This window comes from Corynebacterium glyciniphilum AJ 3170 (assembly GCF_000626675.1).
GTDB classification, from domain to species: Bacteria; Actinomycetota; Actinomycetes; order Mycobacteriales; family Mycobacteriaceae; genus Corynebacterium; species Corynebacterium glyciniphilum.
Genome location: NZ_CP006842.1, coordinates 90,655 through 115,913, shown reverse-complemented (window position 1 = coordinate 115,913; position 25,259 = coordinate 90,655). Strand labels below are relative to the sequence as shown.

Here is a 25,259-nt window from a genome sequence, read left to right as displayed (position 1 = left end):
TTTGTCGTGAACATCACAATCTTTTCAGTGCATCGTTCACGACAATGGGACTATGCAGGGGAAGCACTGAATTAATCCCTCGATAGGAAAATAATGCAAACGATATTCATTGGTTTTCTCGGGGGGCTTTTGACGGGTGTTTCTCCTTGCATCCTTCCAGTCCTTCCCGTAATATTTCTGACCGCCGGAACGCGTCCAGCGAAAGGGAAAATCCTCCCGGAGGTCATCCCAGCGAAGAAAAGCCGGCCCTACTTCATCATTCTCGGAATGGTGATAAGTTTTTCAGCTTTCACTATTATAGGGTCCGCGGCTCTCGCATTAATGGGCTTGCCTCAGGATGCTATTAAGTGGTTCGGCGTGGCAGCACTTCTTGTGCTCGGAATCGCTTTTATATTCCCTTCTTTCGAGCAGATCCTCGAAGCGCCGTTCCGTAAACTCAGAACTAGAAATAACAAGAACGGCGGCAATCCGTTAGTTCTAGGCCTTACCCTTGGTGCCGTTTTTGTTCCTTGTGCCGGGCCCGTTCTTTCCGCGATAATCATTGCCGGGTCTACTGGGTCGATAGATGCAAGCATCGTCATACTAACGGTCTCCTTCGCAATCGGCGTAGCGATTCCCCTTCTTGCACTTGCCATCGCCGGACGAAGGATCTCCGAGTTCATCTCGCGATATCGATCGGCAGAGAAGAAGATTCGCATCGCGGCCGGCGTATCGATGGTGGTCTTGGCGGTCGCTATCACATTTAACATCCCTCAGAAGTTGCAGACGCTGATTCCTGACTATACTTCAGGTGCACAAAGAAGCATATCTGAGAGTGATGCGGGACGGTCGGCACTGTCGCTTCGGGGGATTGAGACAGACGAGAACAGAGACCTCAAAAAATGTAAAAATGGTTCCAATTCTCTTGCATCATGTGGTAAAGCACCCGCCTTGTCTAATATAGACCACTGGATAAATACTCCCGACGGCAGTCCTGTAAATCTTGATGAACTCCGAGGGCGGGTTGTCCTCGTTGATTTCTGGGCATACTCGTGCATTAACTGTCAACGATCGATACCTCATGTCACGGCCTGGGATAAAAAATACCGCGATCTGGGGCTTTCGGTCATCGGTGTGCACTCCCCGGAGTATGCCTTCGAAAAAGAACTGCGCAACGTCGAGAGCGGTGTCAAAGATTTTGGTATATCTTATCCTGTTGCAATGGACAATAGTCTTTCGACATGGACCGCATACCGTAACAGCTACTGGCCTGCGCACTACCTCATCGACGCTGACGGTGTCGTTCGTCAGATAAGTCAAGGCGAGGGTGGCTACGATGAGACTGAAGAGTTAATCCGTCAGCTTCTTTCTGATGCGAACAGCGATGTTGAACTTCCGGGTAAAACCACCGTTGAGGATCAGACGCCAGATGGAGATGAGATAACTCAAGAAACTTTCCTGGGCTACTCGAAGGCCACTAACTACAGTGGGCGCGGAGAGTACTCCCCATCGAATAAAAACTTCGAACTATCCGAACAACAGAAGAACGATACCTTCGGACTCGAAGGAAGATGGGATCTGTCCTCCCAGAACATTTCTCCAGTGGAGCGCGGCAGGATAAGAATTAACTCGCAGTACAAGGAGTCCCGGATCGTTCTTTCTGGAGAGGGAACAGTGACGGTCGAGAAGGATGGTAAAAAGGAAGACATTGTCGTTGACGGTAACCCGAGGTCGTATTTGATCGATAAGGATGACGCTCGTAAGTCACATGATTCTTATGTTGAAGTTCCCGAAGGTGTCAATGTATTCTCGTTCACTTTCGGATAGCCATCATTCGCTTCATGCCGGCGTCCCAGCGTAAAAACCGCGGCCGACCGGTACAGTTACGGCTACGTAACCGTCTGGAGAGGAACTGAGATGAGCGAGGAACGCAGGGACGAGCTGCTCATCGGCTTAGCACTGGATGCACTGGATTCCGACGCCGACATCCGTGAGGCTGAGGAGTTGGTCAGTTCAGATCCGGAGGCCGCCGCGACGCTGCGTCGCTACCGTGCGGCTGCCGCGGAACTCGCGTCCGCTTACGAGACCGCCCCTCCACCGGAGCTGAAGAAATCCGTCATGCGACGGATCGGGAGTGCTGCAGTCCCCCCGACCCCGCTGCATCCGCATCAACGCAGTTACCGGCGGACGGCCTGGCTGATGACCGCGGTCGCGGCGGTGTCGCTCGCCGTCGCCATTCCCGCGGTGACGGTGTCGATCTCCCAACACAACCGGATGGGGGAGAGCCCTGGAGGCCCCGGAGCACCCGACATAACTGCAGCGTACGACGAGGTCACCCGTCTGCTCACGACCCCTGGCACGACCGTCCGTTCCGAGCGGACTTCCGACGGCAGGGGATCGCTCGCGCTCGTCGTCTCTGATGCGGCCTCTGACGACAACGTCGTGATCGCCCGCGATTTGCCGGAGCTCGCGGATGACCGCATCTACCAGCTGTGGTCCCTGGACTCCGAAGGGTCCCCCACCTCCGCCGGGATCATGGACGAGGGGGAGGACCGTACGAGGTTCGCAGTGGGGGTGGACGTCGCGTCCGCCGTCGCGGTGACGGACGAACCCACCGGTGGCTCAGACTCACCGACGACGGAGCCGGTTGTCGTGCTCGCCACGGAGCGTTAGACGCCTTCATCCTAAATGGGTGAAAGGGTGACGTGACGGCTTGAAGCGTGCTGTTACAAGCTTGGGTCGTGCGCGCCAGCAGGGAGCTCAATGCCTGGTGTCTGGTGATCTGTCGGGCAAGTCAGGCGTTGGCGAAGGCGTTCTCCACGGTCACCGCATCCGGTTCCGACTGTCCGAGGGCGAACACCTTCCCCCTTGCCTTTGCGTAGTGCGTGCATCGCCTCGACACCTTGCAACGTCCGGTACGCCGACAACGAGTTCTTGACCCCACCGCCCGTAGGCCCCGAAACACTTTTCAATCGGCCTTGGTCACCCTCGATCACGTTGTTCAGGTACTTCACCTGCCTGTCCTCCACCTCCTTCCACAGTGTCCGGCTTTTGATCAGAGTGGCGATCGCCGCTGCGTAGGTGGGCGCTTTGTCGGTGCAGATTTCCCTCGGGCCACCCTCAGGTCCACCTCGACCAGTGCTTCGTAGTGCTTTCCCCAGGAACCTCGTTGCCGGTGTCGTGGTGCGTCTGATGGAGATGTAATAATCCCGGGTGCGGCGGTCTTTACCCACTGCGCGGGAGGGATAGCGCCACGTCCCGGCAGCCCGGATGTAGGTTTCATCCACCCGCCAAGAATAAGCGAACTAAGGCGAGGTCTGACGGTACCAGCGGCTACGTTTATCCATTTCGGTGCCACATTTCTTCACCGACCAGTGTAAAAGGTGGTGTGATTCACCGAAATTCCAGGATCGGTGAGCATCCCGTCGAGGTCGCGGTATGCCACCCCGTATCGGTACTGCCAGCGCACCGCCCACAGGATGACGTCTTGAGAAGAGTGCCTACCGGCGAAATTCCGATGAGCCCCCCATCCTGGCTGGCAAACCCCCGCGTCGCAACGGCACCGCGTGGTGTGCGCCGGTGAGAATTATTCAGCTAGAGTCCGGTGCACTGGGGGGGTTGAGCACTGAGGTTTTGTTGACGCTGGTGAGCTCTCGAGATGATATTCACTAAGCGGATCTGATCGTCTCCCTCTACGCTGACCTATGGATGCAGGGCAGATTCTGCTCTCGCTGACTAACCCTTCTGCACAGTTAGGAAGCTCGCGTATTGTCTGCCACGGTCATCTCTATCCTGCTCGTCGGGTCCCTCGCTGCCGGTTGGGTCGACGCCGTTGTCGGCGGAGGCGGATTGATCCTTATCCCCCTGGTGATGATCCTGAACCCTGGCATGTCCAACGCCCAGGCCCTCGGCATCAACAAGGTCGCAGCGATCTTCGGTACCGCCAGTTCCGCTGCTGTCTTAGCCAGGAAAGTTCCCTCAGCGACCAAAGCACTGCGCTACGCACCGTTGGCACTGGCTGGATCAGCCGGTGGTGCACTGATCGCGTCGTCTGTCGACAAACAGATCATGCGACCGGTAATCATCGTGCTTCTGGTAGCAGTCGGCCTGTTCATCCTCTTCCGACCATCGTTCGGTCAGGGCAGCGCATCATCGACGACCCACACCAGCTCACGAACCCTCCTGGGGCTTATTGCACTTGTCGCAGCCATCAGCGTGTATGACGGCGCCTTCGGACCTGGCACAGGCTTGTTTCTCATACTGAGCTTCACCAGCCTGCTGGGCGGGGACTTCATCAAGAGTGCCGCCTGGGCGAAAGTGATCAACGTTTTCACCAACCTCGGCGCTCTCATCACCTTCGCGATACAGGGTGAAGTGTTGTGGCTGTTGGGCCTGGGGTTGGCTGTCACCAACGTCATAGGCGCCCAGGTCGGCGCTCGGATGGTTATCGGCCGAGGGACCGGCTTCGTCCGCGTCGTCATTCTCGTGGTCATCGTAGCAATGTCTGCAAAGCTGACTTACGACCAGTTCATCGGTACTGGTGGGTGATCAATACTTAGTGAACTTCTGCTTACAGCGAATCCTAACGGTGTCGCCGTAGCACCCACTACGTTAGCCTGCTGGTGCAGCGTCATTTCAGACAGATTTCCACCACCTGATCTGTCGATCATGCTCCGCGAAGTTCCCACTCACACCACAGGTAAGGACACTACATGGCCACGACACAGACTGATTCGTTGTTCAAGACGATCTCGGATTTCCGAGCCCGCCGGGAAGCTGGGCACGGCCCAGTCTTCACGTTCCTCAGGGGCGCACCAATCGACGACGAGCTGCCAGCGACTCCCACAGGATTTTCCGGAGACTCCGGGTACCGACCAGACATTGGAAACCATCGTCTCCGCTCTTGGCCAATCCTGCGGCTACGCTGATGAACAGGACGGACGCCTCTACCACAACACTCGGCCGGTCCAAGGTGAAGAATTTCGCGCTGAGAATACCGGCTCGGTCGAGTTCGAGTTTCACACTGGAAACGTCCACCACCCTTTCCGCCCTGACTACCTCATCCTCATCGGGTTGCGCGTCGATCACGACCGTCAGGCACGGACCCGCATCGCCGAGGGCGCCCACGCTGTCTACCTGCTCACCGAGGATGACCTGGAGATCCTGCAACAGCCATCATCCATCAGCGGCTTCCCGAGTTCCTTCACCCGTGGCGACGGCATCGCAAGGAAGACTCACCCTCACCAGGTCCTGCGGCAGACAACCGATCGTTGGTACCTGCGATTCAACTCCCACACCACCAAAGGAGTTGATGATCGGTCCCAGCAGGCCGCCGAGAACCTCATCGCCGCCCTCGAATCAGTCTCAGAGGACATCGAGCTCACCCCAGGCGACATCGTCGTGGTCGATAATCACTGCGCGGCACACGGCCGAACACCTTTCGCTCCCCGTTATGACGGTATTGACCGGTGGCTCAAACGCAGCTTCGCTATTTCGGGAGCTCCTGCTTGGGCACGCTGGAACAATCAGACGGTGTTTCCCCACTGCCTCGAACTCATCGACAGCCTATAAATAGCAGCAACTAAAACAGAGCCAACATCAGAGCCCTCGAGCCCGTTACCTTGATCCTGTCCCCGTAAACTCGAGGACAGGATCAAGGTCGCGGGGCAGGCTCGCCGACGGCGACGAGGACAGCAAGCACGATTAGTGATCCCCACTTCGCCGTGTCAGCGGTCACAGAGTTGTGCTCGCACCTACGTTGCGGCCATCCGGGCTGTCCGCGGTCGACCAGAGCACTACCCCACGCTCGGCGTCACTTGCGCGCCATTCAGCATCAGGCAGGGTCGCTCAGCCAAACGCCTCCAGCTCCCGCTTGACGACCTTACCGATCGGGTTGCGCGGCAGCGGCTGGTCCATCAGCACCACGTCCCGAGGAATCGCCGGAGCCATGAAGTTCTCCCGCACATGGGTGCGGATGTCGTCCTCACTCAGGTCGGCGGACCCGTCAGTGACGACATACGCCTTGACGCGCTGGAACTTCTCGTCGTCTTCCACCCCGACACAGTAGGACTCCGCGACACCGTCTACCCGGTCAATGATGTCGGACACAGAGGTCGGCCAGATGTTCTCTCCACCGACGATGATCATGTCGTTATTGCGCCCCAGCACGCGCAGGCGGCCGGTCTGCGGATCAATGACGCCCTTGTCACCGAGGCTGAGCAGTCCACGGGTCGCATCCTCGCGATCCCTGGTACCCAGGTAGCCCTTCATCGACATGGCGTTGCGGGCGTGCACCACACCCACCTGACCTGCCCCGACCTCTCTCCCACTGTCGGTATCGAGCAGCTCCAGGCGTCCGTTCCACACAGGGTGCCCGGCCGTCAACGGATCCTCCCTGAGATCCGACGGACTGGAATAGGACACGAGCAACCCCTCGGTGGACCCGTAACCGGAACCGAGGATGTACCCGTAGCGCTCCTGCAGGCCACGGACCAGGTCCTCGCTCATGGCGTTACCAGCGTTGAGGATGAACGTGAGTGACGAGGTGTCGTAGCTGCCGGGGTCAGACTCATGGACCGCGAGCTGGTCCTTGAGGAACACAGCGGAACTGATCAGACCGTCACACCGGTACCGGTCGAGCTGGTGCAGCACGTTCTCCGCATTGAAGTTTCGCTGCGTCACAATCGTGCAACCGGCGAACAGCGCAATGCACGACGCACCCCACCCGAGGACGTGAAACATGCTCGCAGTCATCTGCAGGGTGCATCCAGCCTGCAGCCCGCAGGTCTCGACGGGGGGACCGAGAACGCCCAGCGGCACATGCGGTTCACCATGTCCCACCGCTTTCGGGGTGCCGCTTGTCCCTGAGGACATCAGGACAACTCCTCCCTGACGGGGACGGCGTCCGAAAGTCACGTCAGTCGTCGCCGGCGTGGCCCACAAATCACGGAAAGAGGGGAAAGCGATGTCCTTCCGCGCACCGTCTCCGATCCACGAATGGCAGATACTGACCGCTGAACTCTCGTCGGGAACCCTGTCGTCGAACTCTGAGTCCACGAAAAGGAAGCTGATGTCGTGGTCGTCGACGATACTGGCGATCTGCGTCCTGCTGGCCCCCACGTTCAGCAGGAAGACGGTGAAACCCACGTACCCTTTGGCCGCCAGGGGAATGAGGAATCCCCTGCCGTTGCGCGCCATGATTCCCACCTTGCTGTCAGCGCCGACCCCGTTGGCGACAAGCGCCTGTGCGGTGAGTACAGCCTGGTCACGTAGTTCTGCGTAGGTGAGCTCACCGTCATCGTCCACGAGTGCGACCCGGTCGGGAAATCGTGCCGCTGCGACCTCAAGCAGCCCTGACAGGGACGCTCCATAGCGGACGAGGCTCCTGGCCGTCGTAATACCGTCCTTGACCTGAAATCCATTGAAAAATCCCGCAGAGACTGCAGCCCGAGCACCACGAAGAAGCCCCTTGGTGTCGAACATAAACTGCTGTGCCCTATTTCTCACTTTACAAATCACCTTTCCTCGCACCTTTTCGGATGCAGGAAACCCTACTGCGTGGCGCACCCGACTGCAGACCAGAACCGCGAATCCGGTACACGACGGTCGGTACCCGGTGGTGCCGCAATGCCTGTCGTCCTTTAGCGTGGTGTGTAAAATCCCCTTGCCAATCAGCAAGGAGACTACAGCGGTGCCTTTCACTCAGCGCCTGCACATCCTCGAAAAGACACCAACGATCGCCTCCGGACCTCATCATGTCGAACCCACCGGCTACTTCGACGACCTGCTGTCCACCCAGGCCGACCAGGCCTCTCGCGGCACCGAGTACGACACCACCAGCGAGACCCGCACCAACCGACGCAACGGCTTGTTACCACCGCGACCTCAACTCCCGCGTCGAATCCGCCCTGAACACCGCCTACCTGAGAGGCGTGTCCACCAGTCGGATGGAGGACCTGGTGAAATCCCTCGGCATCACCGGAATGCCCAAGGCCCAGGTGTCGACGTTGGCCGAAGACCTCGACTCGATGGAAGCCGGAACTTGCCTGCACTTGTCGGCCGACGCGTTGACGACCAGGGTCCGCAAAGGCGTCCGGGTGGAAGAGACTTCGGTCCTGCTCGCCACCGTCGGGTTGATCACCAGCCCCGCCCACTGCGGAATCCAGCACGCCATCGGCGGTGTCTCCCCGACGCGTCGTGGCAACGCTGCCGGACCCACTACGCCAAGAACCCGTCGGAAGCCGTCCCGACATCCGAATGGAAGCGGGTACGCACCATGTTCCAGTCGACCATCAACCAGGAAGTGCCGGCCCGGGGGTGGGCGCAGGCACGCGCGGTGGTCGACATGCTCGAGGTGAGACTGCCGAAAGCCGTGGCGCATCTGGAGGAGATGGGATTCTGACGGTCACCGCCTTTCCAAGGTCGGCGTGGGCAAAGATGTGGTCCAACGAACCGACGGAACGGTTGAACAAGGAGATCCGGCGGCGGACCGATGTCGTGGCGATCATCCCGGACCGTGACTCGGTGGTTCGGTTGGTCGAGGCAGTGCTGGCTGAGCAGCACGAGGACTGGATGCAGCAGCATCGGTACGTGCCCTTGACGATGTTGTCGGGCACTGCGGAGATACTGGCGAAGGCACGTGAAACCGACGGCGCTGGTGCCATCTCCGGTGACGGTCAGGAGGCTCTCGCGGCGTAGCGATCCTGTTCTGTCGGCGGCCTGTCCACTGCTGAGTCAGTCGCTGACGGGTACACCACTCGAACGGGATTGACTGAAGTCGGCCAGTGTGACGGGCCCGGCCCCCCGAGGTCGCCGGTGCACCGCCCCTCAGGCGACTTCCCGAGCGTCTCCGGTGCATAGAATACCAGGGTCATCGCGGAGCTGGCCTCGAGGAACTGTGCGTTGGGCTCGACGAAGCGCACAGTGACCGTGTACAGGTCGGGGGTGTCGATCTCCTCGAGACCGGCGAGATAGGTGGAGCCGAGTGAGGAGCGGGCGCCGAGGTCCACGATCGCCTCGAAGTTGTCCTTCACCGAGGACGACGTGAACGGGGTGCTGCACTGGAACGTCGCTCCGTCCCGCAGGTGGAAGGTGTATTCGGCGGACCGCCGGCGGAGACCACTCCGGGGACATCTTCTAGACCAAGCTATTTGTATGGGCGGTCAGTTAGTCCGGCACACGCGACCCCGGGAACAGCTCAGACTACGACGAAAATGTTGGGCCGGAGGATCCACAGGTCGGCCATGGCGAGCGAATGACCGTCCCCGTAGATGACGGATTCAGCCCGTGACAGGCCCCTGTGCCAGCAGGCCCCTCTCGATTCACTGCGAGAAAGCATGGAGACCACACTCCTCCGTATCGGATTTACCCTCCCTGACGCGCGCATATGCACGCACCGAAGTCAGTCGCTCCCGGCGTCACCTCCCATGCGCCAGATCACGTGACAGGGCACGTGCCAGACAATGTGACAGAGCACGTGATAGTGCATGTGATGGGGCATGTGATGGGGCATGTGACAGAGCACGTGCCGACAACTGTGCCAACGTTTCTGCATGCTTCGTCCGCTTCTTCCGGTTTAGCCGAGTGCGGCAGTAGCAACAATGCACATCAGGAAATCTGTCAGGCTGGCAACGATAAAACTTGGAAGGATCCACCCGAGGTGCGCAGAACTGTGCACACGCCTGATTCTGATGCCCCGCGTCTCATCAGGAAATAGTAGCTGATCTGCGCAGAAGTTGGCTCACGTTTCTGGCCAACCCGCTCCCACTGGTGTTACCGTCACGTTCCACAAACCACAGCCCGCCTTCCCTGGGAGCCCACGCATGGTCACCGCCGCACCCAACCCGAACCTCATCGCCTTTGTCAGCGATCTACACGGCAAGCTCGCCGCCTTCGAGCACACCGCCGCACAGGCCCTCAACCGCGGGTGCACCACGATCATCCAGGTCGGCGACTTCTGGATCTACGACGGACCCAAGGAGCTGCCCAAGCTGCAGCGGACGCGGCGTCGGATCTGCCCCGACGGGATCGAGCTGTCCGACATCGACTACCGGTTCGTCGACGGCAACCACGAGAACTTCGACGTACTCAACCCCGACGCCACTGGTCTGGTGCCGATGAGCGACAACGTCACCTACATGCCGCGCGGCACCCGGGCCCGGCTCGCCGGTGCCGACATCCTGTTCTTCGGCGGGGCGTCCTCCACCGACCTCGCTCACCGCACTGAGGGAAAGAACTGGTGGCCAGCAGAGAACATCACCACCACGCAGGTCGAGCGGATCACCGATGCCCCTGGAGAGCCTGTCGACGTCCTGGTCACCCACGAGACCACCAGCTCTGCCTTCGACGCTCTGTGCGCTCATGGTGGCCACGCCCGCGACAAGCTGAACGATCCTGCTGGCGAGAGCGACCGCGCCCACCTCGACTCGATAGTCGAGCATGCCCGTCCACGGGTCCAGGTCCATGGACACCGCCACACCCGACACACGACCAGCCACGACCTGGGAGGCCACCTCGTCACCGATATTTCCCTGTCCCTGGAGAAAACCACCGGCTCGGTGGCCCTCTGCGACACCACCGACTGGACCTGGACGATCCCCGTCGGCCGGCAGAACACCGGGGACGACGAGGAGCTCACCGCTACCCCTCGGATGTGAATCCGAGACTACGGCCTGCGCAGAACACGACACACCCCAGCCCAGCCCCCACAACACTCTCGAGGACACACCAAACATGCTCGACCCTGACACCGTCGACAACTGCGACCCGGTTGCACCCAACCCGAACCTGATCGCCTTTATCGGAGACATCCACCGCAAAGACATCGCCCTGGAAACCACCGTCGCCCTCGTCCTCGAAGCCGGGGCCACCACCATCATCCAGTGCGGCGACTACTGGCTCTACGGCGACCAGGTCCCACCACAACCACCAGGCCACCCCGACATGGCGCAGAAGGCCCAAACCGCCATCAACAACGCCTGCCACGACACCGGCATCGACCTCACCGAGGTGGACGTCCGCTTCATCGACGGCAACCACGACAACCCCGACCTCCTGAACCCCAACACACCCCGCCCGGTACGCATCAGTGACAATGTCACCTACATGCCCCGCGGTACCCGCGCCCGGCTCGCCGGGGTGGAGCTGTTGTTCCTCGGCGGAGCATCCTCGATCGACAAGCAGTGGCGCACCGAAGGACTCAACTGGTGGCCCGCAGAGAACATCACCGAATCCCAGGCCGAGCGGGCCATCGCCGCAGCGACTGATCCTGACCAACCTCCGGTGGACATCCTGGTCACCCACGAAACCACCACCGAAGCCTTCACCGCCCTAGCCCACGGCAGCGAGCACGCCCAAGACAAGGCCGGTGAACCCGCCGGCGAGACCAACCGCACCCACCTCACCGGCGTCCGCGACGCCGCGAGACCACGAGTGCATGTCCACGGTCACCACCACACCCGCTTCGCCGCTCCTGTCGCCAGAGTCCTGGACATCGGCCTGAACAAGGAGACCCACCCCGGATCGGTGGCGATCCTCGACACCACCGATTGGACCTGGACGGTACCGGTGGAGCGGTTCACCTACACCTACCCCGACGATGACCTGACCCAGGTCCCGACAGAACACCGACATGTCGAGCACCAGGGACTCTTCGAGTGGGGCACCGTCGAACTCCCCGCCCCTGAGGTGAACCTGGACACCTACGCCGGGCAGGTAGACCCGAGCACCGTCGAGTCGATCACCGCCCACCGCATGATCCTGCAACGAGTCACCGGGCGCCAGCGTGGGCTTGGGCTGCGGCACACCCTCGCCGCCAGACGCATCGCCCGCACCGACACACCCGAGGACACCGAAGCCACTGCCCGTGACAAGGCCGCCGAACAGTTGACCGCTTGGATTCGCAACGACGACATCGACGCCTTAGCGACCCACCTGCTGGACCCGCGCGGCGAGTTCGACATCTACCGCCACCTCAGCCCCATCATCGATATGTGGGGCACCGAGGAAATCCGCCTGTGGGCCGCGCACGCCGCCAGACCCACAGGCCAATGAGGCTGACAGAGCTCAGGCTGCGCCGAGGTTGATTCACCCCGGCGGGATGTGTCGTGTTCTGCGCAGCCGGCCGTGAGCCTGCCCTACGCCTGAGAATCCAACCGTTGAAGCAGTTGCTCGAGTTCCCCACGGGTCATCGGCCGCTTCGGCGCAGGCATCAACTCCTGCATCCTGCGATAGGTGGCCCCACCATGCAGGTCCACCAGGCTGCCGACACCGGTCAGCAGCGCCCGGCGCCTTTCCACCGACGGGGTCGAGCCCGTGCGCGAAGCCATCCACCCTCCTGCTGTCTGTCCTTCTGAAGTACCCCCACCCTACAAGTGCTTCCCGGGGATTCACCCCGGCCGTTCCGACCCTTCGGCTGCACAGTGCCGGAACCTTCACTGCCAGACTGCGCAGAACACGACACACCCCTCCCCACCTGCGCAGAAGACGACACAGAATCTTGATATCCGCTTCCTGTCGCCACTACAGTCGACCTCTTCACCCGTCAATCGGGATGGAGCCACCAGGAAGGCACACCCACATGCCCAACCATCACCCCGACCACGACACCGACCCTGGCACCAACGGCGACACCGCGGATCCGGACTCGGAGGCTGCCATCGCCGCCGCCTACGCCGCCATGGCCGCCATGGCCGCCGACCGGTCCGAGCACATCTGCGAATGTCTGCGGCATCGACGCCACCGTGTGGTGGGCGATAGCGATGGACAAGCTCACCCTCGACGACCTGACACCCGACCAACTGAAAACCATCGCCCGCAGAAAGGAACACACCCCGTGAACACCACCATCACCAGAACCACCAGCGTATGGGACGCCCTCGCCGACACACCGGCAGAGGCCGAGAACCTCCGAATACGCTCAGCACTGCTGTCCTCAATCAACGACCACATCACCGAAAAACGGTGGAACGCCGACACCACCGCCGGCACACTCGGGGTGACCCACCCCCGACTGGCCGAACTGTCCGCAGGACGCATTGACAGGTTCACCCTCGACGACCTGGTGAGCATCGGCATCACCATCGGGATCCACCTGGGGGTCACCCACGACAGGGCGCAGGGCTAAACACCTGACGTCCTCTACCCTGCTGCAGCCGCAGCTGGACCCGATGTCGACCACGGTGCTGAGAGTAAGCACTCACCCAAGAGCACCTGGGCCACCTGAACCGGGACATTCTCGTGGGAACCTGGCCGGGGCTGCGGATCCTCAACCGGGTGCGCGATATGTGGGAGTCGGTCTCCCCGGCCCTCAACAGGACCCCGGGGGCTGTGGGGACACCGCAGAAAGTAGAAGGACCCCCAGAATGACCGACACGGCTCTCACCAGGCCACTAGGCGCACACCTACCTCTCGCCAGAAATTTTCACCTCGACGATCCCGTCACCGCCCTCGCGAACCATCCAACCACCCGACCGCCCCACAGCGTTCAGGGCAGCCCGCAGGAACGTGCACGCGTCAATGAGCGCATCCAACCGGTCACCAGCGTTCACGTTCAGCGTCCAGACCACCTCCAGGGCACTGACCGTCGCCTGGTAATCAGCCTCAACTCCCTGGTCATACAACTCATCGAGAACCCGATCCAGGAACTGGTCGACACTTCCAGCAGCGTGACCGTCCTCGGCGAGATGCTGTTCGATATGGATGACGTGGTTCATAGCCTCAATCCTTCCACCAATGGACCGACCGTGGGCCCTGCGAGGGATCCCCACGGGTGCCGGGATCTCTTCTGGTTCCTGTGCGCGGGTTCCGTCACCCTCGACGGCACACAAAAGGCAGTCATCGTAGGCGGTCATTCTGCACCAGCCGTTCGTATCTCACCCTCGCCATTCTGCCGTGAAAGGGCACAGGCCGGTAGGTGTCCGTGACCGGAGGGAACGACCCGCCAAGAGTTCAGCAATCAGAAGATCGCAGTCTGCCAAAGCTGCGGAAACAACTGGACAGTCAAGTAGCCACCTCGCCAAGATGTGAACACTTCTATTGCGCCACCGCTACACTTGTGCGCATGGAGCTGACCACCCATGAGGCCGCGGCACGTCTCGGTGTCTCCCAGGCTCGAGTCCGGGCCTTGATCAACTCCGGCGGGCTCACCGCCCGCCGTGTCGGCACCCTGTGGCTCATCGACGCCGCCAGCATCGAGCACCAACGCGGCCTCACCACCGCCGGAGCCACCAGCCGGGCGATGTCGCCGCGGGTCGCCTGGGCGGCCGCGGACCTCGCCGACGGCGGGGCCGCGGCCTGGCTCAGTGCCACGGAGCGCTCCCGACTGCGCCGCCGACTCTCGTCGACCACCGAGGTGGATGTTGTCCGTCGGTGGACGAGCAGACGCGCCAACAGCACCCACCGCTACAAAGTAGGGCCACGGGACCTGACTGCCTTACTCACCGACCGCAGGGTCACGCGTACCGGGATCAGCGCGGTGGAAAGCTACCGCCTCGGACTCGGCACCGGAGGTGACGCGGACATCTACGTCAGCAGTGAGGACCTCGAGCAGCTCGTCAGAGGGTACGTCCTGCTCCCTACCGGCCGAGGCAACCTGACGGTGCGTGTGGATGATGTCGGTCTCTATCGTGCTGCTACCCGCACGATCGAAGGGCGACTCGTGGTGCCCCGCCTGATCGCCGGCGCCGACCTCGCCGACGACACCGACGCTCGGACCCGCAGCGCCGGACGCCGACTACTCACGGAGGTTCTTACCGGGCAAGGATGGGAGAGACGAACTCGACGGTGATTACCAGGCGAACCCCGACACCCTGTGACAAGCGCTTCCACATCCAGCCAAGAAATGTCAGGGAGGTCAACTACCAGGCCAGCGTATGGTGGCCGCCATCCAAGACTTCAGTACAGGTGATCGACGACGCCTAATGCGACTAGCGGTATGGAATCGCTGCGAGGTACTTCGCCGCCTCCAGTGTGGTGTACGGACCAGCTCCCTCAGAGTGAGTGAACTCAGCTTCGACGATGAACATCCCGTCTTTCAGATCAGCTAACTGAGGCGTGCCAAAGCGTTCCAGAACACCTTCGAGAAGCTCCGAGATGTTTCCGGCGTTCACGCCGTGACGAGCTCACCCGTCCCAGGACTTGACCTGTACTGTGACGTAGAGCGCTGATCCGGCGTCGGAAACAATGCCGTCGGCGGCGTCATCGGTTCCTCTGCATCAACGACGGTTAGCGTTCTGAATCATCTGTCAGGCACCCATCCGAACGCTTCTGCGACAGGCTTCCTCCGACTCGTACGCGGCACAGGTAAGCCCACCCACGGTGCCGCACTACTCAATCCAGCATGTGTTGAACCTGGACGTGCCGCACCAAAAAAACAGTGCGGACGACAGTTTCGCTGGCTCCTCTGCGTACATCGCTTCGCTGTTGAGAGGACCGCAGGACCGAACATCTACGCCAGTGTCAGCGTCATAGAGTCCCCAGGGGTAGGCCTCCACCGACCATGCGGTGGAAACAGAGTTCCAATGTCGCTGCACTATGCGCCCCTCTCACGGGTAGCCACCGTGTCACGATACCCGCCGGGGCACCCCCGGAATGAGTTACATCGACAAACACACCTCATTGGAGATGTAACACCGTCACGTCCCCGAACGTCAGACCGTGACCATACGGTGACCCTCCACTGCCAAGCGGCACACAGCGTCAGCCTGACAGTCCCCGCCGGCAGGGACCGTGACACATATTCTGTCCACAGCCTGCGAAAATACTTCATCGTAGCTATGCAGTTGATACATCAACTACTGTGCTACACACCTGCTACCAGGGGCGATGCAAGACCCCATAAGTAACCGCTCCTGGACTCGGCGCACCCACTGCCCCTCCGAAGCCGTGATGAAAACGTGATCAATTTTCAGCGTGTTCTTTGCTGGATCGTTCGCTACATTATCGCCATGACGTTCACCAAGAAGACCACACGCACAATCTCTGCGGCAGCTGTCAGCATCACCGCAGCCGCCACCCTCGGCCTGACCGCGATCGCCCCGGCCGCCGCTGCACCCACCCTGCCGTGGCCAGCACCGGTCACCGGCGGGCCGACCGACCTGCCCGACCGCCAGGTCTCCCGCACCACCGCCGACGGCTGGGTCCTGCACGCCGCCAAGACAGACGAGTCGGTCAACATCGCCCCGCCCCTGGACGCCTCAGCCACCACCGGCGAAGCCTTCGGCACCCTCACCGGCAACGTCTGGATCGACGGTAACGGCGCCCCCGAACTCACCGGCGCGATGTTCGACGCCGGCTACCAGATCGGCTGCGGGGTCGACATCTCCAGCGGTGTCGACGTCGAACTCGCCGGCACCGCCGGTATCGCACCCCACGCCGACGCCGGCATCGAAGGCGGACCCAGCGTCCAGGTCGACCTGCCCAGCGTCACCGGAGTCTCCGCCGGTGCCGACGCCACCGCCCGCGCCGAAGCCGGCGTCGACGGAAAAATCGAGGCCTCCCCCACCGTGCAGGCACACCTCAACCCCGGTGGCGTGTCCGACATCTCCCTGGTCAGCATGCCCGTCGACCCGGACTACAAGCGCGCCTCCGCTGGGTTCACCGGCGCGCACCTGCAGATCAACGGGTGCGCCGGCCCGGTGAGCATCCGCTCCTATGTCACCGTGTCCACCACCTCACCAACCTCGGTCGACGCGGTCAGCGTCTACGGAAAAGCCACCCGCATCCGCTAGAACACCCACCGTAAGCACCGGTACGCACCGGCATAATCGACCGGTGTCCGCGGCCTGATCTTCGTGACGAGACCGCCTACCCGGCACCGTCTACCCAGGAGTTTTCAGCTGTCATGACCTCGACAACCCCTACCACCACCCGCAGCCGCCGTCGTGTGCGTCGCTTTGCCGGCGCCGCGGCAATGGCGCTGGCCGCCGTTACGGTCACCGCCGGGATCACCGCGCCCACCAGTGCTGCCGCCACAGTGGGCACATTCATGGCCCACGGCACGAACGTGGACTGCATCGTCTACCACGACGTGCGCTTCGGTCCAGTTGTCGCCGGCGCCACCGACGGCAACTGCCGTAAAGCCACCGGCCAGTACACTCCAGGCCGAGGAACATACCCCGGGGCTTGGTTCATCGGCAGTGTCGCCGCGCCTGACGGCAACACCTACAGCGGGCTCGTCCTCAACCAGTGGAACCTCCCGGTGCCCTGATCTCCCTGCCTATCCCCGCGTGCGTAGGCGACAAAGCCACCCGCATCCGCTAGGCACTCCCGCCTCGCACACACCCCGACCGACCAGGACCGGTAGCCCGGCACGTCCGCCGACTCCGACACATCTGAGGATCCGTGATTCACCCATGAGCACCACCACCCGTCCCACCGACAGCGCAGCTGACGCTGCACCGGCGACAGCATCCCTGCCGGTCACCGCCAGTAGCCCCGAGTCTGGTCAGACCGCAGAGAACGCCACCGACAACCCCACCACACAACCCACGTGGATCCCGGTGGTCAAACTCATCATCGGCGTGCTGGTCGTGTTGGCCGCACTGACGTTCTCCGAGCACATCGCCGAACCAATCAGCGACTACGGCTACGTTCCGGTGATGTTCTGCTACGTCATCGTGATGATGATCGGCGGCGGTCTGATGGTCTCCGGGTTCCTGGCCCTGTGGCGCAAAGCCACCAGCACCTCCACCCCCCAGCAGTAACCCGGGGTGGATGACCTGTGAAAAAAACACATCTGCCCCGTCGGGTGTACCGCTACGCCGCGAGCCTGGCCACAGCCGGGCTGATCACCGCCCCACTGGTGCTGGCCAGCACCGGTAGCGCCCTGGCCGATCAGGAAACCCCGGCCGAACGGTGCCAACGCCAGACCGCCGAGTACAACGCCGCGATGGAGACCGCCTGGCGGGCAGCCCACCCAGGCAAAGAACCCACCGGCAACGAATGGCCGCCCTATATCTGCCGCGACATCCCCACCCCGACCCTGCCGCCGGGACCCCCACCCGGCGGTGGTAACGGCGGATCTCAACCTGCTCCCGAGCGCACCCACCAGTACGAGGGCTTCGACCGGCCCGACAGCGAATACCAGCAGGACATGGCCCTAGGTGCACCGCGCACCGGGCTGGCCGAGCGCATGGGCACTGCCGAACCCACCGACACCACCGGGGCCTCGGCCGGGAACACCGCCCGCTCGAACGTACGCGACGTCGTGCCCTGGGACACCACCGTCACCGACGACAACGGCAACCCCCGTGACGTCCGCGTCGTCGACACTCCCGACGGCCCGGCGGTGATCACCGACAATGGCACCGCGACCGGAGAAATTCTAACCACCGACACCGACTCCGGGGTCACTAGTGTGACCCGCCAGGACGGCCTGGAAGGACGACAACTCACCGACCGTAACAGCAGCAACGACCGTGGCGACCGTGATGACACCGACGACACCTCCAGTGCCGCACCAACGTCCGCGGCACCCGCCCCAGGTGTGGACGACACCGCTGACGAGGCGGTCGCCGGTGACGGCGACAATGAAACTGGTGGTCTACCGGTCGGCCCGTTGGGTGCCGGGGGTGCACTCGCCGGTGCAGCCGGCGCGATCCTGGCTGACCGACGGCGCCGCGACGGCGCCCACCGCGGCGACATCAACTGGGGCAACGGGCGTGAACAATCCTTGATCCTGTTGGAGGGTGTGTACTCCCCACGCGAGCACCGTTTCGACATGGATGTGCCCGAGGGCGGGCAGATGGTGAAGAACCCGGACGGCAGTGTCGATGTCCTCGACGCCGACGGCAATGTCGTCGAACACGTCAAGGCCCCCTGGGCCTACGACGCGTCCGGACGACCCGTGGAAACCTACTACGAGGTCGATAATGAGACCGGCGAACTGGTCCAGATCGTCGACCCGGACCGCACCACCCTACTGCCGATCCTGGCCGACCCCGACAAGGAGAAGAAGGACGGGGTTGGGATTGTCGACACCACCGGGCGCTCCGACGGAGACACCTGGACCGAAGACCTGGGCAACGGAGAAACCGCGACACACACCATCCCTGAGGGAACCGGCGGACAGACAGTCGACACCAGAATCGAGCGCGAGGACGGGACGTTCACAGATACCCGCAGCGTGCAAAACGACGTCGGCGGGTGGGACGCCTGGTCCAACAACGATGACGGAACATCCGCATACGCACAGTCCAACCAGGATGACGGCACCCACTACTCCGAGCACTACGACACTGCACCGACTCCCCAAGCAGCCGTCCAGCCTGACGTCACCTCACAGGGCAACGCCGACAACTCGCAAGGCACGGTGCTCGCCGACAATCCGGACGGGACTCAGTCCTACGGCGACTACCAGCGTACTGGCGACAACCAGTACGAGATGCAGGTAGACAATCCGAACGGCACCACGTCGGACATTCAATCCACCCAGCGTGACGATGCCGGGGTGAGCACCCAGGTGGACGACCCGGACGGCTCACGAGTAAGCACTGACGGCGAGACCGTCGTCCCGCTGGACGATTCGGGCAATGATGTAACCGGCAATCAGGAACCGGACCCGAACACGGGGCGTTTCTACGACCCCGACACCGGAGAATGGATCAATGGTGCTGTGATCGGGGGCGTCCCGGTTTACCGCGGCGACGATGGTAAACTCACCGACACCGAAGGGAACGAAGTCAGCGTCGAAAGAAATGAGTACGGCCAGTTCGAAGCAAGCGATGCAGCAGCCGCAGCTTACGATGTGGGCACGGATCTACCGATCGACGGGCGTATCGCCGAAATTGAAGCGGATCGAGATGCAGGTAGAATCAGACCCGATGACGCTGACGCACAGATTCGCGCTCTCAAAGGAGCCGGTCGTGCATTAGGTGCCGCTGGCACCGGACTGGGCATAGCAGCAGACATCCAAGATGGGGAGTCCCCCGCTAAGGCAACGACCACCAACATCCTGGGCGGTTTAGGGGGAGCCGCGGCAGTAACGGGAACTGGGTTACTTCTCGCATCTGCGGGGGTAACTGCACCTGTCTGGGTTACCGCCGCAGCTGGTGTAACAGCAACCGCAGCTGCAACATACGCAGCCACTGAAGCAACCAAATGGGTATGGGATAGGATTTTCTAGATCATCATGACCACACTTACGGATCTCATCCAGAACAACGGAAGCCAGCTAACCGAATGGAACGACTCGCTTTCAAGTAAAGCTGTTCAGGGGCTCCTCCCTCCGTACCCCTGGGCAGAAAATGAACAAGAATTGTCGCTCAATGGTAAATTCTTCTCCTACATGCAGAACGATTCCATCGGCGGCCACTTGTCCATACAGGCATTCTCAATCGAAGGAACAACCCCTCTGGAGTCCTATCTTAGGGAGGTGGACTCCTTCGATGGAGGCCGACTCGAGCAGGGTACAGCCGAGTGGACACATTGGAACGTTGACAATGAACAAAAATACGCGGTAAGCAGTGCCGCTCTCGGACCTAGCAGACTTGGCGTATCAATGCAGGTAGCCTATGTATGGACACGCCAATCCCTGTTATCAGTTGACACCCTACTCATTGTCACGGTGTTAAACCTGTCCGGAATACCCTTCCACTTGGGAGACTTTATTTCTAAGAAGATTTCCTAGAACGAAAACCAACCTAGATGATGAACACCATACTTAGATCCCTAGTTGCCGTTGCGCTTATAATCCTATTTGCGCTGACTACGCGGGAGATATTTTCCGCGGAAATTTACGTAATAGCGAAAATTAGTGCTCTGTTACTGGCTGTTGCCCTCCTCATCCTGGTGACGGGGTTCTTTGCGATACTACTCCCAGATATCTCTCCCATCAGGTACTCTTGGGTATCAGAAAAGACCTCGAAAGCGGTCACACTCAAGTCTTACCTTGTCGAGGTGTTGTTTTTCGCATTCTTCCTTACCACTTTAGCGTGTATCCTGTCAGGATTCTTTGATCCTTCCATGGCTCATCGATGGAAAGGCCGACTTGCCGTGGCAGGACTTGTTGGAATACCCGTTCTATGCTGGATGCTATGGCATCTGTCGACGAGAAATTTTAAGCCTGGCCTTTTGGTGGCTAACGAGGGGCAGATATATATTAAGGGAAACTCGAACGCCAATGTACGCGTTGGTGATTCAACTAGACTTGTGGTCAAGCCAAGACTATTTCGCCCCACTATTGATATAGTCGACCTCGATGGAAAATCGATCCTGCCCAACTCGAACGTTCTAGCACAGTTCTATTTTTCTAGTCCACGCCATCTTGCTGCTTCTCTAGCTCATGCCTTGAGTGTGCCGGTGGAGAAGATCTAACTAGTTTACGTATCCTGGTATTTACTCCATGTTGAACATGCTTTCCCGTGGGGTTCACCTCGCCACCTGAATCGGGTATGGCGTGTCCAATTACAACTGAGCTTCTCAATTTGAGCATCCTGCTAGTGCGAACGTTCAACATCGCGACAACCTCCTCGGTCGGTCCATGTTCAACTAACTACAAGCTAGACAACTCATAACGCTCTGCTCTACGTTGCCCTGCACTCGGCTGGCCCGGGAACCTGCGCCACCACAGAAGTTCGTGACCGAACCCCACCGAAAACCCTCGGGGAATCCGCCTCGTCCACCGCTACCCGGGACTTCGCCACGCAACTCCCCCAACTGCTAATCTCGAAGGGCGTGTCAGCCGGACAACGAAAAACCGGAGGTCACAAACCCTTTCGAGTTTGTGACCTCCGGCCGGCTCAGTTCGTGAACCGCTCACTGTGGGCGAAGGGGGACTTGAACCCCCACGTCCCGAAGGACACTGGCACCTGAAGCCAGCGCGTCTGCCATTCCGCCACTCGCCCGTGGCATCGATGTATATCGACGTGGGTTGCTTCTGCAACGGAGAGCAACATTATCACCGTCATCGACCACGCACAAAGTCACAGGCCAGACCAGCATTCGGAACCAAGCCCGGCCACACACCCGGCGAGATACACCCACTTCACAGCTCCAGTCCGTATAGTGGGCCGACAACGTGTGCCGTCCTCGGTCCAGCACCCCGCCGGACCAGCACCCCGATGAAGGCAACCGGCCCTACGGGACGAAAGAACGAAAGGTGAGGCATAACCACCATGGACCTCTTCGGTCGCTTCCGTAAGCTCGACAGCTCCCTGCAGCGCGGGCTGGACAACGGCTTCGCGCGCGTCTTCGGCGGCGAGGTCGTCCCCGCCGAAATAGACGAACTGCTGAAGCAGGAGGTCGAGGACACCCTCATGGAGGACCACACCGGCACCGTCTACGCCCCCTCCTCCTACCGCGTCCACGTTTCCGAACACGATCACACCGCCCTACTCGAGAAGCGTCCCGACCTCGCCAACGAGCTCCGCGGCCGCCTCCAACGCTTCATCCGCAACGAAGGGTGGGACACACACCATCCCGTCGCCGTTGAGATCGTGAAGGACGACGGACTACACACCGGGCAGTTGAAGGCCCGGTCCTCCTTCGAGAAGACCGAACAGCCCGAACCGCACTGGCCGCGTAGCGAACCGGACTCGGGGCGCAGTTCCGTCGCCCACTCCTACGACGCCGACGAGCCCGCCCCCGCTGCCGACCCGAACCCCCTCGTCGGACTGGCACGTCCGTCCCAGTCACCGCAGGCCGCCCAGGCTGCGCAACAGGACCAGCAGAATCAGCAGCCCGAACAGGACCCCGACCTCGGCGAGCCGTTGCAGAGTTATCCCGGCACCGAGGTGATCTCGCACAACGCCCAGGCCCCGGCGAACAACGCCGATGAGGCCACCGGCGCCGCGAACGCCGCCGCGGGGGAACAGGTTCCTCAGACCACCGTGACCCTCTACCTCCAGGACGGCTCGGCCCGCAGCTTCCTGCTGCAGCACGGCACGAACGTCATCGGCCGCGGCAATGCGGTCGACTTCCGTCTGCCGGACACCGGCGTCTCCCGTCAGCACGCCGAGATCACCTGGGACGGGTACGACGCCGTCCTGACCGACCTGAAGTCCACGAACGGCACCACCGTCAACGAGATTCCGGTGGACAGCTGGCTACTCGCCGACGGCGACGTCATCACCATCGGGCACAGCGAGATCGACGTTCGGTTCAGTTGACGGGGCCTCCGGAAGGTAGATTCAGCCGGTAGGATCAAACGTTGACCGACCGGTCAACCCACCGGCACGAAGGAGATGACCCCGAATGCAGACGACTCTGGTGCTGCTCGCCAAGATCGCCCTGCTCGTCGTGCTGTGGCTGTTCGTCTGGGTGGCCGTCCGCGCCATGCGTAAGGACGTGAACGCCATGGCAGCCACAGCAGGTGCTGCGCCTGCCTCCGGCCCGTCCACCGGCGCTGCGACCGGCCCCAAACCGTCGGGCGGCCGCGGTTTCCGTCGTGCCACTCCCCCGGGCTCGTTGACGGTGATCTCCGGCCCACTGACCGGGACAACACTCAATCTGCAGGGCTACCAGGACGTGACCCTGGGCCGCTCCGGCTCCTGCACCATTGTCCTGGAGGACGACTTCGCCTCCGGAACCCACGCCCGGCTGTTCCAGCAGTCCGGCACCTGGCTGCTCGAGGACCTCGACTCACGTAACGGTTCCTTCCTCAACGGGCAGCGTATCGACCAGCCCGAACAGCTCTCCGCAGGCCAGGAGATCCGCATCGGCCAGACCACGGTGAGGTTGGAAGCATGACAGAGACCACCGCCACGCCCCTCGCCCTGAACTACGCGGCCCTGTCCGACCGCGGCCTGGTGCGCTCCAACAACGAGGACTCCGCCGTCGCCTCACCCCACCTGCTGGCCCTCGCCGACGGAATGGGCGGCCACGCCGCAGGCGAAGTTGCCTCCGAGCTGATGATCACCTCCCTCTACGTCCTGGAGAACACCCTCTCCCAAGGTGTGGAGCCCTCCGGTGACCGGCTGTTGACGATGCTCGCCGAGGCCATGGACGACGGCAACCGCGCCATCGCCGCCCACGTCGACGACAACCCCACCCAGGAGGGCATGGGCTGCACGTTGACCACCATGCTCTTCGACGGGGCATCACTGGGTGTCTGCCATGTCGGCGACTCTCGCGGCTACCTCTTCCGCGACGGCACCCTCACCCAGATCACCAAGGACGACACTTTCGTGCAGTCCCTGGTGGACGAAGGCAAGCTCGCCCCCGAAGACGTCAGCAGCCACCCGCAGCGCTCGCTGATCCTCAAGGCCCTCACCGGTCGCCCCGTCGAACCGACGCTGTCCCTGCGTGAGGCGCAGCCCGGTGACCGCTATCTGCTGTGCTCGGACGGCCTGTCCGACCCGGTCAGCTTCGACACCATCCGTGACGTGCTGGCCACCGGCACCCCGGAGGAGGCCGGCTCGCAGTTGATCAACCTGGCCCTGCGCGGCGGTGGCCCGGACAACGTCACCGTGGTCGTGGCCGACGTCGTCGACCCGGCGTCCCTGCCGGAGGGCGCCGTCCTGCCCACCGCCCCCGCCCTCGCCGGCGCGGTGAACACCAATGCCCCCGAGCTGCCGCGTCCGAACACCTCGGCGGGACGCGCCTCGGCGGTCAACATCGTGCAGCGCCCCCGTGCCGCCCAGCCGGAGCCCGGAGCCGAATCTCCGTCGCCGGGCCCGGACGCCGAGGAGCCCGAACCGAAGAAGCGACGTCGTAAGGGGCTGATCATCACTCTCGCCGCAGCCCTCGTACTCATCGTCGCCGCCGGCGCGACGGTCTGGTACGTACGTGACTCGCTCAGCCAGTCCTACTTCATCGCCGTCGCTGACTCCGGCGCCGCAGCAACCACCACGGTGTCCACACCCCCGGTGACCGGCGGTGCCGGCACCTCGACAGCCGCGCCGGCCGACCCGTCCGCACCTGCGGACCCGTCCGGTGCCCCGGCTTCCTCGGAAACACCACCGGCTCCGTCGACCACGGCGGCCGCCGCCGAATCCGGTTCACCGATCCAGATCTACCAGGGTGCTCCGGGGAGCATCCTGGGCATCTCGACCCAGTCGGTGTACCAGGAGGTCTGCCTCACCGATGACGGCGATGTCCGGCTGGTTCCCGCCGGGAGCGACGACGACTGCCACCGCTTCTCCACGGCCGACCTCACCCCGGCTGCCCGAGGCACACTCGACAACCTGCCCCGTGACTCCTACGACGAGATCCAGGGGCAGATCCGTCGTCTCGCTGAACAGACCTTGCCGGTCTGCGTCACCCGCGACAACAACTCAGGTTCACGCGGCGGGGAGCCCTCGGACCTCACCACACCCGGTGTGTCGTGCAGGGAGGTGAACTGA

General features: G+C 62.0%; 22 protein-coding genes, 1 tRNA gene and 2 pseudogenes. 18 read left to right on the top strand and 7 right to left on the bottom strand.

Features of this window, described 5'->3' with window-relative positions:
* The first annotated feature begins 93 nt into the window (after window positions 1-93).
* Window positions 94-1,806 carry a redoxin family protein gene (locus CGLY_RS00550; protein WP_038545137.1) on the top strand — a complete coding sequence of 571 codons (1,713 nt, stop codon included), beginning with the start codon at window positions 94-96 and terminating at the stop codon, window positions 1,804-1,806.
* Between the two features lie 90 nt (window positions 1,807-1,896).
* Window positions 1,897-2,652: an anti-sigma factor gene (locus CGLY_RS16575; protein WP_052539381.1), complete on the top strand. Its 756-nt coding sequence runs from the start codon at window positions 1,897-1,899 to the stop codon at window positions 2,650-2,652.
* A gap of 121 nt (window positions 2,653-2,773) precedes the next feature.
* Here the strand turns inward: CGLY_RS16575 and CGLY_RS17025 are convergent.
* A pseudogene (locus tag CGLY_RS17025) lies at window positions 2,774-3,460 on the bottom strand (IS6 family transposase).
* 287 nt (window positions 3,461-3,747) lie between these two features.
* On the opposite strand from CGLY_RS17025, the gene CGLY_RS00540 reads away from it, so the two are divergent.
* Window positions 3,748-4,527: a TSUP family transporter gene (locus tag CGLY_RS00540; protein WP_038545134.1), complete on the top strand. Its 780-nt coding sequence runs from the start codon at window positions 3,748-3,750 to the stop codon at window positions 4,525-4,527.
* Window positions 4,528-4,860: 333 nt separating this feature from the next.
* Complete coding sequence (locus CGLY_RS00535) at window positions 4,861-5,550, top strand: TauD/TfdA family dioxygenase (RefSeq protein ID WP_052539380.1); 690 nt, start codon at window positions 4,861-4,863, stop codon at window positions 5,548-5,550.
* 276 nt (window positions 5,551-5,826) lie between these two features.
* On the opposite strand, the gene CGLY_RS00530 is transcribed toward CGLY_RS00535, so the two are convergent.
* On the bottom strand, window positions 5,827-7,461 hold the full coding sequence (locus tag CGLY_RS00530) for an AMP-binding protein (protein WP_052539379.1): 1,635 nt from the start codon (window positions 7,459-7,461) through the stop codon (window positions 5,827-5,829).
* Window positions 7,462-7,714: 253 nt separating this feature from the next.
* On the opposite strand from CGLY_RS00530, the pseudogene CGLY_RS18055 reads away from it, so the two are divergent.
* Window positions 7,715-8,676 (top strand): annotated as a pseudogene (locus CGLY_RS18055) (transposase).
* On the opposite strand, the gene CGLY_RS00520 reads toward CGLY_RS18055, so the two are convergent.
* The gene (locus CGLY_RS00520; protein ID WP_227590460.1) at window positions 8,655-9,062 is read right to left on the bottom strand and encodes an ABC transporter substrate-binding protein; all 408 of its coding nucleotides are present in this window, start codon (window positions 9,060-9,062) and stop codon (window positions 8,655-8,657) included. The pseudogene CGLY_RS18055 and the gene CGLY_RS00520 overlap by 22 nt on opposite strands.
* A 738-nt stretch (window positions 9,063-9,800) precedes the next feature.
* Here CGLY_RS00520 and CGLY_RS16560 point away from each other — a divergent pair.
* A complete protein-coding gene (locus CGLY_RS16560; RefSeq protein ID WP_052539372.1) occupies window positions 9,801-10,634 on the top strand; it encodes a metallophosphoesterase family protein in 834 nt (277 codons plus the stop codon).
* 76 nt (window positions 10,635-10,710) lie between these two features.
* A complete protein-coding gene (locus CGLY_RS00510; RefSeq protein WP_038545125.1) occupies window positions 10,711-12,030 on the top strand; it encodes a metallophosphoesterase family protein in 1,320 nt (439 codons plus the stop codon).
* Window positions 12,031-12,113: 83 nt separating this feature from the next.
* On the opposite strand, the gene CGLY_RS00505 is transcribed toward CGLY_RS00510, so the two are convergent.
* Window positions 12,114-12,305 (bottom strand): hypothetical protein, encoded by a 192-nt coding sequence (locus CGLY_RS00505; RefSeq protein WP_038545122.1) that lies wholly within the window; start codon window positions 12,303-12,305, stop codon window positions 12,114-12,116.
* A gap of 251 nt (window positions 12,306-12,556) precedes the next feature.
* On the opposite strand from CGLY_RS00505, the gene CGLY_RS00500 reads away from it, so the two are divergent.
* On the top strand, window positions 12,557-13,102 hold the full coding sequence (locus CGLY_RS00500; protein WP_227590317.1) for a helix-turn-helix domain-containing protein: 546 nt from the start codon (window positions 12,557-12,559) through the stop codon (window positions 13,100-13,102).
* Window positions 13,103-13,379: 277 nt separating this feature from the next.
* On the opposite strand, the gene CGLY_RS00495 is transcribed toward CGLY_RS00500, so the two are convergent.
* Window positions 13,380-13,691: a hypothetical protein gene (locus CGLY_RS00495; RefSeq protein WP_038545119.1), complete on the bottom strand. Its 312-nt coding sequence runs from the start codon at window positions 13,689-13,691 to the stop codon at window positions 13,380-13,382.
* 347 nt (window positions 13,692-14,038) lie between these two features.
* Here CGLY_RS00495 and CGLY_RS00490 point away from each other — a divergent pair, with 347 nt between their 5' ends.
* On the top strand, window positions 14,039-14,764 hold the full coding sequence (locus tag CGLY_RS00490) for a helix-turn-helix domain-containing protein (protein ID WP_038545117.1): 726 nt from the start codon (window positions 14,039-14,041) through the stop codon (window positions 14,762-14,764).
* A gap of 139 nt (window positions 14,765-14,903) precedes the next feature.
* Here CGLY_RS00490 and CGLY_RS00485 read toward each other — a convergent pair whose 3' ends face one another.
* Window positions 14,904-15,086: a hypothetical protein gene (locus CGLY_RS00485; RefSeq protein WP_038545114.1), complete on the bottom strand. Its 183-nt coding sequence runs from the start codon at window positions 15,084-15,086 to the stop codon at window positions 14,904-14,906.
* A gap of 837 nt (window positions 15,087-15,923) precedes the next feature.
* Here CGLY_RS00485 and CGLY_RS00480 point away from each other — a divergent pair.
* The 6 genes from CGLY_RS00480 to CGLY_RS17335 all read left to right on the top strand — a co-directional run bounded on the left by CGLY_RS00480 (window position 15,924) and on the right by CGLY_RS17335 (window position 21,291).
* Window positions 15,924-16,706 carry an MspA family porin gene (locus CGLY_RS00480; protein WP_052540506.1) on the top strand — a complete coding sequence of 261 codons (783 nt, stop codon included), beginning with the start codon at window positions 15,924-15,926 and terminating at the stop codon, window positions 16,704-16,706.
* A 113-nt stretch (window positions 16,707-16,819) separates the two neighbouring features.
* The gene (locus CGLY_RS16555; RefSeq protein WP_052539370.1) at window positions 16,820-17,185 is read left to right on the top strand and encodes a hypothetical protein; all 366 of its coding nucleotides are present in this window, start codon (window positions 16,820-16,822) and stop codon (window positions 17,183-17,185) included.
* 145 nt (window positions 17,186-17,330) lie between these two features.
* Complete coding sequence (locus tag CGLY_RS00470) at window positions 17,331-17,681, top strand: hypothetical protein (protein ID WP_038545110.1); 351 nt, start codon at window positions 17,331-17,333, stop codon at window positions 17,679-17,681.
* A gap of 17 nt (window positions 17,682-17,698) precedes the next feature.
* Window positions 17,699-20,101, top strand: a complete 2,403-nt coding sequence (locus CGLY_RS00465; protein ID WP_144313607.1) for a hypothetical protein — start codon at window positions 17,699-17,701, stop codon at window positions 20,099-20,101.
* Window positions 20,102-20,107: 6 nt separating this feature from the next.
* Complete coding sequence (locus CGLY_RS00460; protein ID WP_038545091.1) at window positions 20,108-20,605, top strand: hypothetical protein; 498 nt, start codon at window positions 20,108-20,110, stop codon at window positions 20,603-20,605.
* A 17-nt stretch (window positions 20,606-20,622) separates the two neighbouring features.
* The gene (locus CGLY_RS17335) at window positions 20,623-21,291 is read left to right on the top strand and encodes a hypothetical protein (protein WP_144313606.1); all 669 of its coding nucleotides are present in this window, start codon (window positions 20,623-20,625) and stop codon (window positions 21,289-21,291) included.
* Between the two features lie 447 nt (window positions 21,292-21,738).
* Here CGLY_RS17335 and CGLY_RS00455 read toward each other — a convergent pair.
* A tRNA-Leu gene (locus CGLY_RS00455) sits at window positions 21,739-21,821 on the bottom strand.
* 270 nt (window positions 21,822-22,091) lie between these two features.
* On the opposite strand from CGLY_RS00455, the gene CGLY_RS00450 reads away from it, so the two are divergent.
* The 3 genes from CGLY_RS00450 (at window position 22,092) to CGLY_RS00440 (ending at window position 25,259) form a co-directional block, all read left to right on the top strand.
* Window positions 22,092-23,084: a DUF3662 and FHA domain-containing protein gene (locus CGLY_RS00450; RefSeq protein WP_038545078.1), complete on the top strand. Its 993-nt coding sequence runs from the start codon at window positions 22,092-22,094 to the stop codon at window positions 23,082-23,084.
* Window positions 23,085-23,169: 85 nt separating this feature from the next.
* Window positions 23,170-23,664, top strand: a complete 495-nt coding sequence (locus CGLY_RS00445) for an FHA domain-containing protein FhaB/FipA (RefSeq protein WP_038545066.1) — start codon at window positions 23,170-23,172, stop codon at window positions 23,662-23,664.
* Window positions 23,661-25,259, top strand: a complete 1,599-nt coding sequence (locus CGLY_RS00440) for a PP2C family protein-serine/threonine phosphatase (protein WP_038545051.1) — start codon at window positions 23,661-23,663, stop codon at window positions 25,257-25,259. Before CGLY_RS00445 ends, CGLY_RS00440 begins: the two co-directional genes overlap by 4 nt.

Excerpts from the sequence above, each read along its gene's own strand:
- CGLY_RS00460 (WP_038545091.1), top strand. The coding sequence starts at position 20,108 with ATGACCACACTTACGGATCTCATCCAGAACAACGGAAGCCAGCTAACC.
- CGLY_RS00505 (WP_038545122.1), bottom strand. The coding sequence starts at position 12,305 with ATGGCTTCGCGCACGGGCTCGACCCCGTCGGTGGAAAGGCGCCGGGCG.
- CGLY_RS00450 (WP_038545078.1), top strand. The coding sequence starts at position 22,092 with ATGGACCTCTTCGGTCGCTTCCGTAAGCTCGACAGCTCCCTGCAGCGC.
- CGLY_RS16575 (WP_052539381.1), top strand. The coding sequence starts at position 1,897 with ATGAGCGAGGAACGCAGGGACGAGCTGCTCATCGGCTTAGCACTGGAT.
- CGLY_RS00500 (WP_227590317.1), top strand. The coding sequence starts at position 12,557 with ATGCCCAACCATCACCCCGACCACGACACCGACCCTGGCACCAACGGC.
- CGLY_RS00470 (WP_038545110.1), top strand. The coding sequence starts at position 17,331 with ATGAGCACCACCACCCGTCCCACCGACAGCGCAGCTGACGCTGCACCG.
- CGLY_RS00495 (WP_038545119.1), bottom strand. The coding sequence starts at position 13,691 with ATGAACCACGTCATCCATATCGAACAGCATCTCGCCGAGGACGGTCAC.
- CGLY_RS16560 (WP_052539372.1), top strand. The coding sequence starts at position 9,801 with ATGGTCACCGCCGCACCCAACCCGAACCTCATCGCCTTTGTCAGCGAT.
- CGLY_RS00530 (WP_052539379.1), bottom strand. The coding sequence starts at position 7,461 with ATGTTCGACACCAAGGGGCTTCTTCGTGGTGCTCGGGCTGCAGTCTCT.
- CGLY_RS00490 (WP_038545117.1), top strand. The coding sequence starts at position 14,039 with ATGGAGCTGACCACCCATGAGGCCGCGGCACGTCTCGGTGTCTCCCAG.
- CGLY_RS00440 (WP_038545051.1), top strand. The coding sequence starts at position 23,661 with ATGACAGAGACCACCGCCACGCCCCTCGCCCTGAACTACGCGGCCCTG.
- CGLY_RS17335 (WP_144313606.1), top strand. The coding sequence starts at position 20,623 with ATGATGAACACCATACTTAGATCCCTAGTTGCCGTTGCGCTTATAATC.
- CGLY_RS16555 (WP_052539370.1), top strand. The coding sequence starts at position 16,820 with ATGACCTCGACAACCCCTACCACCACCCGCAGCCGCCGTCGTGTGCGT.
- CGLY_RS00510 (WP_038545125.1), top strand. The coding sequence starts at position 10,711 with ATGCTCGACCCTGACACCGTCGACAACTGCGACCCGGTTGCACCCAAC.
- CGLY_RS00480 (WP_052540506.1), top strand. The coding sequence starts at position 15,924 with ATGACGTTCACCAAGAAGACCACACGCACAATCTCTGCGGCAGCTGTC.
- CGLY_RS00445 (WP_038545066.1), top strand. The coding sequence starts at position 23,170 with ATGCAGACGACTCTGGTGCTGCTCGCCAAGATCGCCCTGCTCGTCGTG.
- CGLY_RS00550 (WP_038545137.1), top strand. The coding sequence starts at position 94 with ATGCAAACGATATTCATTGGTTTTCTCGGGGGGCTTTTGACGGGTGTT.